This is a genomic window from Micrococcus sp. ACRRV, from assembly GCF_022346985.1.
GTDB classification, from domain to species: Bacteria; Actinomycetota; Actinomycetes; order Actinomycetales; family Micrococcaceae; genus Micrococcus; species Micrococcus porci.
Map to the genome: position 1 here is coordinate 1 of NZ_JAKRNH010000070.1, position 12114 is coordinate 12114.

General features: G+C 74.1%; 13 protein-coding genes and 1 pseudogene. 5 read left to right on the plus strand and 9 right to left on the minus strand.

Annotated elements, in window-relative coordinates; genetic code table 11:
- Window positions 1-14: 14 nt before the first annotated feature.
- Window positions 15-893, minus strand: a complete 879-nt coding sequence (locus tag MHY29_RS08290) for a spermidine synthase (RefSeq protein ID WP_239240019.1) — start codon at window positions 891-893, stop codon at window positions 15-17.
- Window positions 894-1046: 153 nt separating this feature from the next.
- The gene (locus MHY29_RS08295; RefSeq protein ID WP_370643485.1) at window positions 1047-1559 is read right to left on the minus strand and encodes a fatty acid desaturase; all 513 of its coding nucleotides are present in this window, start codon (window positions 1557-1559) and stop codon (window positions 1047-1049) included.
- Between MHY29_RS08295 and MHY29_RS08300 the strand changes: the two genes are divergently transcribed.
- Complete coding sequence (locus MHY29_RS08300) at window positions 1528-2649, plus strand: CdaR family transcriptional regulator (protein ID WP_239240022.1); 1122 nt, start codon at window positions 1528-1530, stop codon at window positions 2647-2649. The two genes, MHY29_RS08295 and MHY29_RS08300, sit on opposite strands and share 32 nt — an antisense overlap.
- Before the next feature lie 127 nt (window positions 2650-2776).
- Window positions 2777-3460 (plus strand): excalibur calcium-binding domain-containing protein, encoded by a 684-nt coding sequence (locus tag MHY29_RS08305; RefSeq protein ID WP_239240025.1) that lies wholly within the window; start codon window positions 2777-2779, stop codon window positions 3458-3460.
- Between the two features lie 242 nt (window positions 3461-3702).
- Here MHY29_RS08305 and MHY29_RS08310 read toward each other — a convergent pair whose 3' ends face one another.
- A complete protein-coding gene (locus MHY29_RS08310) occupies window positions 3703-3840 on the minus strand; it encodes a hypothetical protein (protein WP_239240028.1) in 138 nt (45 codons plus the stop codon).
- Between MHY29_RS08310 and MHY29_RS08315 the strand changes: the two genes are divergently transcribed.
- The gene (locus MHY29_RS08315) at window positions 3824-4249 is read left to right on the plus strand and encodes a sortase domain-bontaining protein (RefSeq protein WP_239240046.1); all 426 of its coding nucleotides are present in this window, start codon (window positions 3824-3826) and stop codon (window positions 4247-4249) included. The genes MHY29_RS08310 and MHY29_RS08315 overlap by 17 nt on opposite strands.
- A 308-nt stretch (window positions 4250-4557) precedes the next feature.
- Here MHY29_RS08315 and MHY29_RS12495 read toward each other — a convergent pair whose 3' ends face one another.
- Window positions 4558-5064, minus strand: a complete 507-nt coding sequence (locus tag MHY29_RS12495; protein WP_370643486.1) for a GNAT family N-acetyltransferase — start codon at window positions 5062-5064, stop codon at window positions 4558-4560.
- Between the two features lie 249 nt (window positions 5065-5313).
- Window positions 5314-5604, minus strand: a pseudogene (locus tag MHY29_RS12500) (MarR family transcriptional regulator); the annotation flags it as partial.
- A gap of 138 nt (window positions 5605-5742) precedes the next feature.
- Here MHY29_RS12500 and MHY29_RS08325 point away from each other — a divergent pair.
- On the plus strand, window positions 5743-6954 hold the full coding sequence (locus tag MHY29_RS08325; RefSeq protein ID WP_224356065.1) for an MFS transporter: 1212 nt from the start codon (window positions 5743-5745) through the stop codon (window positions 6952-6954).
- A gap of 125 nt (window positions 6955-7079) precedes the next feature.
- Here the strand turns inward: MHY29_RS08325 and MHY29_RS08330 are convergent, their stop codons facing one another.
- Entirely contained in the window at window positions 7080-7952 is an 873-nt protein-coding gene (locus MHY29_RS08330; protein WP_224356066.1) for a dioxygenase, read from the minus strand.
- A gap of 130 nt (window positions 7953-8082) precedes the next feature.
- Between MHY29_RS08330 and MHY29_RS08335 the strand changes: the two genes are divergently transcribed.
- Window positions 8083-8610, plus strand: a complete 528-nt coding sequence (locus tag MHY29_RS08335) for a MarR family winged helix-turn-helix transcriptional regulator (RefSeq protein WP_224356067.1) — start codon at window positions 8083-8085, stop codon at window positions 8608-8610.
- Here the strand turns inward: MHY29_RS08335 and MHY29_RS08340 are convergent.
- The 3 genes from MHY29_RS08340 to MHY29_RS08350 form a co-directional block, all read right to left on the minus strand.
- Complete coding sequence (locus tag MHY29_RS08340; protein ID WP_239240052.1) at window positions 8576-9034, minus strand: DUF2809 domain-containing protein; 459 nt, start codon at window positions 9032-9034, stop codon at window positions 8576-8578. The two genes, MHY29_RS08335 and MHY29_RS08340, sit on opposite strands and share 35 nt — an antisense overlap.
- The gene (locus MHY29_RS08345) at window positions 9031-9516 is read right to left on the minus strand and encodes a VOC family protein (protein ID WP_239240055.1); all 486 of its coding nucleotides are present in this window, start codon (window positions 9514-9516) and stop codon (window positions 9031-9033) included. Before MHY29_RS08345 ends, MHY29_RS08340 begins: the two co-directional genes overlap by 4 nt.
- 115 nt (window positions 9517-9631) lie before the next feature.
- Window positions 9632-12088 carry a YhgE/Pip domain-containing protein gene (locus MHY29_RS08350; protein WP_239240058.1) on the minus strand — a complete coding sequence of 819 codons (2457 nt, stop codon included), beginning with the start codon at window positions 12086-12088 and terminating at the stop codon, window positions 9632-9634.
- Window positions 12089-12114: the final 26 nt, after the last annotated feature.

A 12114-nucleotide genomic window follows, 5' to 3' on the forward strand; every position in this document is an offset into this window, starting at 1 on the left:
GGGTTCGGGGGTGATCAGGGGGCGGCGGTGATCCGCTCCGCGAGCGCCGTCGACTCGTGCGCGTCCAGCACCGCTGCCGGGTGCGGCCCCGCCGCGTGCAGCGCCGCGGCGTCCATCCCGGCCAGGCCCGGGCCGGCGACGAGCACCGCGTTCCCCAGCTCGCGCCGCTCCAGCACGGAGGTCGGGCCGAGCGTCCACGGACCGGGCACGCCCGCCCCCTCGGCGGCGTCCGCGCAGGCCGCCTCCAGGGCGGTGAGCTGCGTGGCCAGGTAGGCGAGACCGTCGTCGTCGCCGATGTTGACGCAGAGCACCCCGCCCGGGGCGAGCAGCTCCAGCAGCTCCGCGTGGAAGGCCGCGCCCGTCAGGTGCGCGACGGCGCCGGCGTCCGTGTCGATGTCCAGCACGACGGCGTCCCACGCCCCCGCCTGGGACTCGCCCTCCAGGGGGTCCAGGAGGTCGTCGACGACGGCGCGCGCATCCGCGACGACCACGTGCACGTCCGCGTCGGCGGGCAGGGGGAGCTCCTCCAGGACGAGGCCCATGAGCTCGCGGTCCAGGTCTACGACGGTCTGCACGGAGCCCGGGCGGGTGGCGGCCACGTACCGGGGCAGGGTCAGCGCCCCGCCGCCCAGGTGCAGCACGCGCAGGGGCTCTCCGGCAGGGGTGAGCGCGTCCAGGACGTTCGCGATGCGCCGCAGGTACTCGTAGCGGACCTGCGTGGGGTCGGTGAGGTCCACGTGGGACTGCACCGCCCCGCCGACCTCCAGCATCCAGCCGCCGGCGTGCGGGTCGGGCAGGATCCGCGCGTCGACGCCGGAGGCGGCCAGGTGCACGGTGCGGGCGGTCGGGCTGGGCGCGGGGGAGGAGGCGTCGTCCTGGGGCTGCGTGGGCATGGGGCCATTCTTCCGGCCCGCGGGGGCGGCAGGTGGTCCCTTCGCGGACGAAAGCGTCCGACACGCCGTTCGTTTCGTGCGCGAAAGCGTCCGACACGCCGTCCGTTTCATGAACGACAACGCCGGTGGAGGGGGCGCAGCCCCTGCCGGGCCTCAGGGCAGGGCCAGGCGGAAGACCTTCCGCCACGCGGTGCCGGAGCGGCTGACCAGCTCGGCCGCGATGGGTGTGGCCAGTGAGTCCTTGGCGAGCTGCCGGACCGCCTTCACGACCACCGAGGCCAGGTCACGGCGCAGGTCCGCCACGGGCTTCTCCCCGGCGCGCACCTTGGCCAGCTCGAGGTCGTAGACGGCGATGCCCCACTCGAAGAACCGCGCCAGGATCGCGTTGATCACCGGGTTGAGCAGGTGCCGGGGCTCCCAGGGCTCGGCCTCGTCCATGCGCAGCACGTTGTAGCCCAGGTCCACGTCCAGGCCGGTCACGTTGGTCCCGCGGTGATGGGCGTCGTTGTGGGTGTGCTGCCCCGCGCTGGAGGGGGTCACGAAGTCCCACTCCCACGTCGTCGAGTGGATGTCGGGGTCCCGCATCCAGTCCCACTGGCCGTGGAGCACGTTGTGCCCGATCTCCATGTTCTCGATGATCTTGCCCGCCGTGGCCGAGCGGATCATCCGCGTGGTCCCCGAGGAGATCCCGGCCTACGCGGCCGCCTGCGACGGCGGCTACGGCGTGAAGATCGCCCTGGGCATGCGCACCGCGTTCCAGCAGCTGCTGCGCCTGCCCGGCACGGACCGCGGCGCCCTCGACGCGGACACCCGTGACCTCATGGCCGCCCTCGGCGCCGGTGAGTTCCGGGAGGGCCGCACCATGCACCACCTCCTGGGCGCCTACCGCCTGGCCGCCCGGATCGCCTTCCGCGAGCTCTCCGAGGAGTGCGCCCGCCAGGGGATGGGGATGGACGTCGTCGTGGACCTGGGCGAGTCCATCTGGGCGTACATCGACGAGCTCTCCTCCGTCAGCGCGCAGGCCTACGCGGCCGCCCAGTCCGCTCGCGCCGGCGTCGTGGACCGCCGCCGCGCCGAGCTGGCGGCCGCCCTCCTGGACGGAGCCGTGACCCCCGCGGAGGCGCACCGCCTGGCCGCCGAGGCGGAGTGGCCGCTGCCCGAGCGGCTCCGGGTCGCCGTGCTGCCCGCCGCGCCCGACGCCGTCACCCGTCTCGGCCTGGGCCGCGCCGGGCCCGTCCTGGAGCGGGACGGGCAGATCGTGGTGCTCTCCGCCCCGCCGCGGTCCCCGGTGGTGACCCGACGGCTCCTGGCCGCGCTGCAGGGGACGGGTGCCGTCGTCGGGCCGGAGGTGGACGCCCTGGAGGTGGCGCGGTCCCTGCACGTGGCCCGGGCCGTGCTCGCCCGCCGGGACGCCCTGAGCGGTGTGGCCCCCGGGGCGGCGGTCCTGGCGGAGGAGCACCTCGCGGACGTCGTCCTCGGGGCCGAGCCGGAGGCGCTGCGGCGCCTGTCCGAGCGCGTCCTCGCGCCGCTGGACGGGCTCAGCGACGCCAAGCGCGCCACCCTGGAGGCCACCCTCGCGGCCTGGCTCGCGCACCGGGGCGCGCGTGGCCCCATGGCGGCGGAGCTCAACGTGCATCCGCAGACGGTCGGGTACCGGGTGGGGCGGCTGCGGGAGCTGTTCGGGGGCGCCCTCGACGACGCCGATGCCCGTTTCGACCTCGAACTCGCCCTGCGCTCCCGCCGCGGTCAGGGGTGATGACCCAGCATCTGGACGAGGGCTGGGGGAAGTGGACATGCCCGCTGGGAGTCGTCTAGAAATGGCTTGTCAGGCGCACCTTCTGTCGGGTGCGCCACCATCACCGCACTCCATGACGAGGACTCCCATGAAGAAGACCGCCACCGGCCTCACGCTGGCCGCCGCCCTGTCCCTGACCGCCTTCGCCGCGGCTCCGGCCACTGCCCTGGACAGCAACGGCAACTACAAGAACTGTGCCGAGGTGTACGCGGACGGAATCTACAACATCGGCCCCGACCACCCCCGGTACGACGAGGGCCTCGACAACAACGACGACGATGTCATCGGTTGCGAGAACCCCGATCTGAACCGCTACCCGAACCTGAAGAACCTGGCCGCCGCCACGTCGACCCCGAAGCCGGCGGCCCGCCCGCAGGCCTCCCTGCCGTCGCACGTCACCCAGCCCGACGCGATCGACAACCGGTACACCTACCCGGACTGCAAGGACGTGTTCGCCGCCGGCCTCGCGAACCTGCCCAAGTCCTCGAAGTACTACCACGCGGATCTCGACGCCGACCTGGACGGCATCGGCTGTGAGGTCAACGGCGACGACGCCTGGGTCCCTGCCGCCATCAAGGCCAAGTACGCGCCCGCCACGGCGGCCCGGGCCGAGGAGTCCGCGGCCGCCGAGGCTCCCCAGGTCACCGTGGTCCCCGAGGGCACACCCAAGACCGGTCCCGAGGGCGTCGCGCTGGCCCCGTTCGCGCTGGGCGCCGTGGCCCTCGCCGGTGTCGCCGGTGCCGGTGTCGTCGCCCGCCGTCGCCAGGCCTGAGCCGACCGCCTCTGCATGACCATCCGTCCTCGCCGCCGCGGGCGCCTCATCGCGTCCGCGGCGGCGCTGTGCGTGGGAGTCGTCGGCTGCGGTCCCACCCCGGACGCCGAGCAGCCCGCGGCCTCGTCTCCTGCGCGGCCCTCCTCGGCGTCCACGCCATCCGCCTCCCCGTCGGCGAGCGCACGGCCCTCGGCTTCCGCGTCCGTCTCCGGCTCCTGGGTCCGTGAACGAGAGGTGGACCGCTACTGGCGCAGCGGGTCCTCGCCGAGCGCGACCGCCGCGTCGAGGGCCCAGCCCGCTGCGTCGTCGTCGTCCCCGGTGCCCGACGACGTCCTCCCCGCCTCACGCCCCACGCGGGTGCGCGTGCCGAGCCTGGGCATCGACTCCTCCCTGATCGAGCTCGGACTCCAGGACGACCGCACCGTCGAGGTCCCTCCCACCGCGCCCGGATCGCCGGCCGGCTGGTACGAGAACTCCCCGACGCCCGGCTCCCGCGGCCCCGCCGTGCTGCTCGGTCACGTGAGCGACACCGAGGACGGCACGGGCGTGTTCGGCCACCTCAAGGACATCCAGCCGGGCGCCCTCGTCGAAGTGGACCGTGCCGACGGCACCACCGCCGTGTTCCGCGTGGATCGCGCCGTCTCCTACGACCGGGGCGGGTTCCCCAAGGACGAGGTCTACGGGAACACCGACGACGCCCAGCTGCGCCTCATCACCTGCGACTCCTACAACGCCTGGACGGGGCACTGGGACAACAACTTCGTGGCCTTCGCGACCCTCGTCCGCTGACCTGCGCCCCCGGTGCGGGGCAGACTCGACGGGACACGTCCGCTGCCGACGGCCCGGGCACCCACCGTCCCGCGCCAGGAGGCCCCCATGGAGCACGTCACGTTCAGCGACCCCGCCGCCGAAGGAGACGGTGGACGCGTGGCCGAGGGCGACCTGGGCGTCCTGATCTGGGGTGCCACCCACGTCCACACACAGGACCACCGCGACGCCGTCGCCCGCCATCCGCGCGCCCGCCTGGTGGCCGAGGTGCCCGACGGCGACCCCCGCCCGCCTTCCGCGAGGTCGGCGCCGGGCCGGGCAGGTGCCGTTCAGGTGAGACGCATGCCCAGCACGGTGCGGGCCTCCGCCCCGGTGGCCTCCAGGTATGACGCGTCCACGCCGGTGCGGTCCTCCTCGAGGACCTCCATGCCGATCTTCTCCGCGACCCGGCGGGACGCCGTGTTCTCCGGGTGGACGATGGCCACGAGCTCGGGGGCGCCCAGCACGTCGCGGGCGTGGTCGCGGCACGCCGCCGCGGCCTCCGTGGCGTACCCGCGCCCCTGCAGCACCGGGGCGACGTGGTAGCCGACCTCGAGTCGACGCTCGCCGTTCACCCGCTGCCAGGTCAGCCCGCACTCGCCCACGAAGGCGCCCGCGTGGGTCTCCACGATCCACAGCCCATGGCCGTGCTCGGCATAGCTCCGCCGGTTCCAGGCGATCCAGTCGGCGACCTCGGCACGCGTCTTCGGTGCGGGGTAGAACTCCATCACCTCGGGGTCCCCCAGCAGCCCGACGAGGACGTCGAGGTCCGCCTCCGTCATCTCGCGGAAGCGCAGTCGGGCGGTGCCGGCGGGGACGGCAGCCGCTCCGGGGGCCTCGGGCCGCTCCCGCGGCCAGGGCTGTTCGCGGAGCTCCTCCGAGCCCTCGTTGAACCGCCGCAGCAGCCGGGCCAGTGCGGCCACGTCGGGCGCGGGCCAGGAGCGGGTGACCTCGGCGACGGCCGCCCGACGCGCGGCGAGCTCCCCCTCGAGGGCCGCCCGGCCGGCGTCGGTGGCGCGGTGCAGGCGCGCCTGGCCGCCCGCCGGATCCCGGAAGCGCTCCACGAGTCCCGCGCGCTGGGCCGCGCCGATCTGGCGCTGGAGGGTGGAGACGTCGAGGCCGAACGCGGCGGCGAGCTCGGCCATGGTCATGGGTCCCTGCGCCTCGAGGCGGGCCAGCAGGAGCACGGCGCTGCGGTCCAGGGCCTCGGGGCGGCGGTAGGCGCCCAGACCGTGCACGGCGCGGCGGAGGAGCAGCATGTGCTCCCGGACGACGTCGTCGAGCGCGTCGGTCCCGGTGTTGCCCGGGTCGGGGTGGCGCGGGATGGGCTGCGTCATGGTTCCTCCGTGTCCGGCCGGTGGTCCCAGCCCGTGTTCCAGGAGTCTAGACTGCCATGTGCGTCATGCAATGTGCATGGCGCACATGGGGCCGTGCCACTCGGCGCGCCCCACTCGCCGTCGTCGTGGAGGACCCCCGTGCACCATCCCGTCACCGCCCCCGCCGAGGCCGCCCCCCGCATCGTGACGCCGGTGTTCGCGGTGGCCTGGCTGGTGAACTTCGCCCAGTACCTGACCTTCTACCTCCTCGCCACCACCATGGCGCTCTACGCCGTGAAGCAGTTCGGCGCCGGGGACGCGGCGGCGGGCTTCGCGTCCAGCGCCTTCGTGGTCGGTGCGACGGTCGCGCGGATCTTCGCCGGGCACGTCGTGGACAGCCTGGGCCGCCGGCGGATGCTGCTCGTCTCCCTCTCCGTGGTGACCCTGGCGTGCGCGGCCTACCTCCCGGCGTCGTCGCTGGGACTGTTGGTGGCCGTCCGCCTGGTCCACGGCGCCATGTACGCCGTGGCCAGCACGGCCGTGATGACGCTGGCGCAGTCGGTCATCCCCGCCTCCCGACGCGCGGAGGGCACCGGGTACTTCGCGCTCGGCACCACCCTGGCCACGGCCCTCGGCCCGGCGGCGGGGCTGATGCTCGTCTCCGCCGCGGGCTACCCGGGCATGTTCTGGGCGACGACGGCCGTGGCCGCCGTGGGCCTGGCGTTCGGGCTCGCGCTGCGCGTCCCCGACGAGCCCGCCTCCGCCCGTCCCCACCTGGTGCGGGGCTTCCGGCTCGGCGGGATCCTCCACCCCGCCGTGGTGCCGATCGGCGTGTTCATGCTGCTCGTGGGCGTGGCCTACGCGGGCGTCATCACCTACCTCAACGGGTACGCGGAGCAGCGCGGCCTCGGCGCCGGGGCCGGCCTGTTCTTCCTCGCGTACGCCCTGGTGACGCTCGTGATGCGCTTCGTCCTGGGGCGCGTCCAGGACCGCCGCGGGGACAACGCGGTGGTGGGGCTCGGCCTCGTCTGCTTCGCGGCGTCCCTCGTGCTGCTCGCCGTGGCCCGGCAGGACGCCGTGGTGGTCCTCGCCGGCGCCCTGTGCGGCCTGGGCTACGGCACGCTGATGCCCGCCGCGCAGGCCATCGCCGTGCGCCTGGTCCCGCCGCACCAGATGGGCACCGGCATCTCCACGCTCTACCTGGGCGTGGACGTGGGCATCGGACTGGCGCCGCTGCCGCTGGGCGCCCTCCTGGCCGCCGGGGGCTACCTGTGGATGTACCTCGTCCTCGCGGGGTTCGTGGTCCTGGCAGGGGTGTACTACGTGCTCGTGCACGGGCGCACCCCGGCCGCCCGGGCCGTGGCGCGGTGACCGGGGCGGCAGATGACGCGGATGAGGCGCCCCACGGCGAACCCCGTCAACGGGCGACAGGACGCCGGCAGCCACCCGCACGACGCCGGTGGTGCGGGGGCCGCGCGTCGTCGTAGGGCAGTGGATCAGTCCACCGTGAAGCTGCGGATGTGGTTGGAGAACACGAACCGGTTGAACACCGTGCGGGTGGTGGAGGGGTCGTGCGCGGCGCCCATGGTGAGCAGCAGCGGCACGTAGTGGTCCGCCGTCGGGTGGGCGATCCGCGCGCCCGGCGCCCTGTCCAGGTACCCCATGAGCGCGTCGACGTCCCCGGCGTGGGCCATCTCGGCCGCCCACGTGTCGAAGGCGTCCACGTGCCCGAACAGCCGCGGGTCCCGCATGGCGGCGAACGAGTGCGTCATGAAGCCGGAGCCGATCACGAGCACGCCCTCGTCCCGCAGCTCGCGCAGCCGCTCGCCCAGGCGCAGCAGGTCCGCGGGGTCCTGGCTGGGCATGGAGACCTGCAGCACCGGCACGTCCGCGTCCGGGTACATGGCCATGAGCGGGATGTACGCGCCGTGGTCCAGGCCCCGGTCCGTGTGCTGGTGCACCTCCTGGCCCTGGGCGCCGAGCACGCCGGCCAGCCGGCGGGCCAGGTCCGTGGCGTCAGGGGTGTCGTACCGGAGGGTGTAGTACCGCGGGTGGAATCCGCCGAAGTCGTAGACCAGCGGCGTGCCGGCGGCGGACGCGGAGATCGCGGCGGGGGCGTTCTCCCAGTGCGCGGACACGATCACGATCGCCCGCGGCTTGGGCATGGTCTGTGCCCACTCGAACAGGTCGTTCAGCCACTGCGGCTCGTCCAGGGTGGGCGGGGCGCCGTGGGAGATGAACAGCGCGGGCATGCGCCCGTCGGACGGCTCCCAGAGCTTCTGCCGCCGGGTGAGGGGCAGGGCGCGGGCGAGCAGGTCGTCGTAGGCGCCGGCAGGCGTCGGCTGGGCCCAGGGGTCGGCGAGGGTCATGGTGTCCTCCTTCACGGGGCGCCGCGGCCCCGTCTCTGGGGCCGACTCTACGTCCCATGACTTCACGGTGCAAGTGTTCCTCGCGTCACGGGGACTTAAGACCTGAAGGCCCGCGGCTAGGATGGAGGGCATGTCCGACGCCGCCCGCCCCGCATCCGACCCCGTCGCCGACACCGCACCCGAGTCCGTGGTGCCCTGGCTCGACGACGAGGAGCGCCACGCCTTCCTGGCGCTGATGAGCGTGGTCCTGCGCCTCGAGCCCACCCTGGACGCCCAGCTGCGCCGCGAGGCCGGCATCAGCCACTTCGAGTACACCGTCCTGGCGAGCCTCTCCGAGGCCGAGGGCGGGCAGCGCCGCATGAGCGAGCTCGCCTACCTGTCCTCCGGCTCCCTGCCCCGCCTCTCCCAGGTGGTCACCCGGCTGGAGAAGCGCGGTTGGGTCGAGCGCCGCCCCGACCCCGAGGACGGCCGCTACACGCTGGCCGTGCTCCTCGACGAGGGGCGTGAGGTGGTCGTCGCCGCCGCGCCCGGCCACGTGGCGGAGGTGCGCCGCGCCGTCGTCGACCCGCTCACCCGCGCCCAGCTGCGCCAGCTCACCGCCATCGGCCGCCGGATCATGGGGGTCATCGACCCCGAGGACCGCTGCCTCGAGGACTGAGCGCCGCCCGGCGGCGCAGGGCCGCGTCCACGGCCGCGGCGGCGAGCACGCCCGCCAGGTACAGCAGCAGGTCGCTCCACAGGAAGCCCGTGCCCAGCACCAGCCGCGCGGGCGGGAACGCCCTCCCGAGCGCGGCCGGGATGCCGGTGAGCTGGAACAGCTCGATCGCCGCGCACACGCCGAACGCCGCCGCCGTGAGGGGGAGCGTCCGCGCCCGCGGCGCGATCCAGGCCAGGAGCAGGAACACCAGCACCGCGTAGAGCGCGTCCCCGAGCGGACCCGTCCACGCGGCCGCGCCGGGGACACCGCGCAGGCCCACGCGCACCAGCAGTCCCGCCGCCACCGTGGCGGCCGCCGCCAGGGCCAGCCGGGACCGGCGGCGGGGCGTCGTCGTCGTGGGGCCGGGCGCCGCAGGGGCGATCACGCGAGCGCCTCCAGGGCGGCGACCTCGATCTTCCGCATGGCCATCATGGCCTGGATCTGCGCCGGGCTCTGCAGCAGCCGGCCCATGTCCGCGGGGATGATCTGCCAGGAGACGCCGAAGCGGTCCTTGCACCAGCCGCACTGCTCGGCCTCCGGCACGTGGGAGAGCGCCGCCCAGTAGCGGTCGATCTCCTCCTGGTCCCGGCAGGCGACGACGAAGCTCACCGCCTCGCTGAGTGTGAAGGCCGGGCCGCCGTCGAGGGCCCCGAAGCGCACCCCGCCCAGGCGCACCCACGCGCTGATCACCTTCCCGGCCATGCCCGCGCAGTGCGGGTCCGGGGACTCGTCCGGGTAGCGCTGGATCTCCTCGATCTCCGAGTCCGGGAAGACGTCCACGTAGTAGCGGAGGGCCTCCTCGGCGCCGTCGTGGAACCAGAGGAACGGGGAGATCAGCTGGGGTGCGCCCGCGGCGGCATCGCTCATGCCGTCAGTGTGACACCGTCCGTTCCCCGCACGAAAACGCGCGGCGCGCCGTCCGTTTCGCGAACGAAAGCGGGCGACGCGCCGTCCGTCTCCGGCACGAAAACGTGGGGGCGGGTCACTTCTCCAGGGCCGGGTGCAGGTCCTTCATGCGGAACCGCTGGCGGCGGCGCACCACCGCCATGTCCAGGAACAGGCAGGCCGCGCCGAACACCGCGAGGAACGCCACCGCGCCCCAGAACTGCGCCGGCTGGCCGCCGGAGAGGGCGTAGCGGATCGCGTTGATCGAGTGCGTCATGGGCATCAGCGGGCTGACCCACCGGAAGAACGGCGGCAGCACGTCCGCCGGGTAGGTGCCTCCGGCCGAGCCGAGCTGCAGGATCAGCGTCACCAGCAGCACCGCGCTGCCCGGGGTGCCCAGGGCCGTCACCACCAGGTGCGCGAACAGGGAGAACGCGAGCGCGGTGAACACCACGAGCCCCACCAGGTGCCACGGGTGCACCGGGTCGATCCCCAGCGGCACGGTGGCCGCGAGCATCACCAGGGAGCCCACCACGGAGAGCAGGCCCACCGGCAGCCAGGCGCTCAGCGCCAGCAGCAGCGGGTTGCGGCGGCCGGCCAGCAGGCGGCCGTTCACCGGGCGCATGACGTTGAACGCGGCGATGCCGAACACCCACAGGGCGATCGAGAAGAACAGGGGGGCCACGCCGCGGCCGTACACCCCGGCCGGGTTCAGCACGTCCATGTCCACCTGCACCGGGCGGGACATCACGAGCGCCGCCTCGTCCGCGGAGTCCTGGGAGAGCGCGGGGATCTTGTCCGTGCCCGACGCCAGGCCGTCGTGCAGCTGGGTAGCGCCGTCGGAGAGGCTGTCGAGGCCGGTCTTCAGGTCGCCCGAGCCGGTCTCCAGCTGCGCCAGCCCGGAGTCCAGGCTCGTGGCGCCGTCGGAGAGCTTCCCGAGGCCGGTCTGCAGCTCGCCCGCGCCCTGGTCGAGCCGACCGGCGCCGTCGGCCAGGTCACCCGTGCCGGTCTCCAGCTTCCCGAGCCCGTCCACGAGCCGTCCGGAGCCGTCCTCCAGCTGCGCCAGGCCGTCGTCGAGGGCGGTCGCGCCGGCGGCCAGCTGGTCCAGGGCGTCGGCGAACCTCCCGACGCCGTCGGCCAGCGCCTGCGCGCCCGTGTTCGCCTGTCCGATGCCCGCGTGGAGGGTGTCCGCGCCCTCGGCCACGGCGTGGGCGCCGTCGTTCAGCTTCGTGATGTCCGCCTTGGCGTTGCCCGCGACGTCCTCGGACACGAAGCCCTGCACGCGGGAGTTCACGGCGGCGGAGCGGTCCGCGACGTCCTGGGCCGTCGACGTCGCCGAGCCGGCCTTCTCCTTGGCGTCCGTGAGGGACTGCTGCAGCGCCGCGTACTCGGGCGCGTCGGCGATGTCCGGGTTCGACTCGGCGAGCGCCTGCAGCTGCTCGGACGCCGTGTCGATGTCCCCGCCGGCGCCGGATCCCGCGGTGGCGACGGCGTCGTTGAGGGTCTGCACGTCCTGGTTGACGGTGGCGACGTCGGAGGCCACCTTGTCCTGACGCTCGATCACGGCGTCCAGGCCGGGGATGACCGTGTCGTAGAGCTGCTGGGTGCCGTCGGCCACCTGGTGGGCGCCGTCGGCGAGGTCCGCCGAGCCCGTGTCGAGCTGGGTGAGCCCGTTGGAGAGGGCGGTGGCGCCGTCGCGCAGGTCGGGGACCTTCGCGGCGATCTGCCCGGCGCCGTCGGCGAGCTTCTGCGAGCCCTCCCGCGCCTGGCCGATGCCGGTCTGCAGCTGGACGGCGCCGTCCTTCGCGGAGGTCGCGCCGGCCGCCAGCTGGTCCGCGCCGTCCTTCAGCTGCCCGGCGCCGTCGGCGAGCTGACCGGCGCCGTCCTGCGCGTCGGAGGCGCCCTGGGCGAGCTGCCCGGAGCCGTCGTGGGCCTGGGCGATGCCGTCCGCGAGCTGCGCGGCGCCGTCGTCGGCCTGACCGGCGCCGTCGGCGAGCCTGCCCGCCCCGTCCCGGGCGTCGGCCATGCCCTGCCGGATGGTGGCGAGGTTCTCGAAGACGGCCTTGAAGTACGCCTCCACGGCCGCCTTGTCCACGGCGTTCTCGATCTTCGACTGCGAGGAGGAGGTCACGGAGCCGATCACGAAGCCGTTGGCGTCGTTGCGGCGCAGCGTGATGTGCGCCTGTTGGGGGTCGGAGGTGTTCGCGCTGACCAGGTCCGCGCTCAGCCCCTCCGGGATCTCCATGACCAGGTAGTAGCGCCCGTCGCGCAGGCCGGCCTCGGCGTCGTCGCGCGTGGTCTCGTGCCAGTCGAAGGTGTGCTGGTCCACCAGCTCCTCCGTGATGTCGGCGCCGGTGGTCAGGGTCTTGCCGTCGGACTCCACGGGCCTGTCCTCGTTGACGATCGCCACCGGCAGGGAGGACAGGTTGCCGTAGGGGTCCCAGTTGGCGGAGAGGTAGAGCGCCCCGTAGATGGTGGGCACCAGCACGATGAAGAGCAGGGCGATGGTCGGCAGGACGCCGCGGAAGCGGCGCAGCTCGTAGCGGAACAGCATTCAGTCCTCCAGGGAGGGACCTGTCT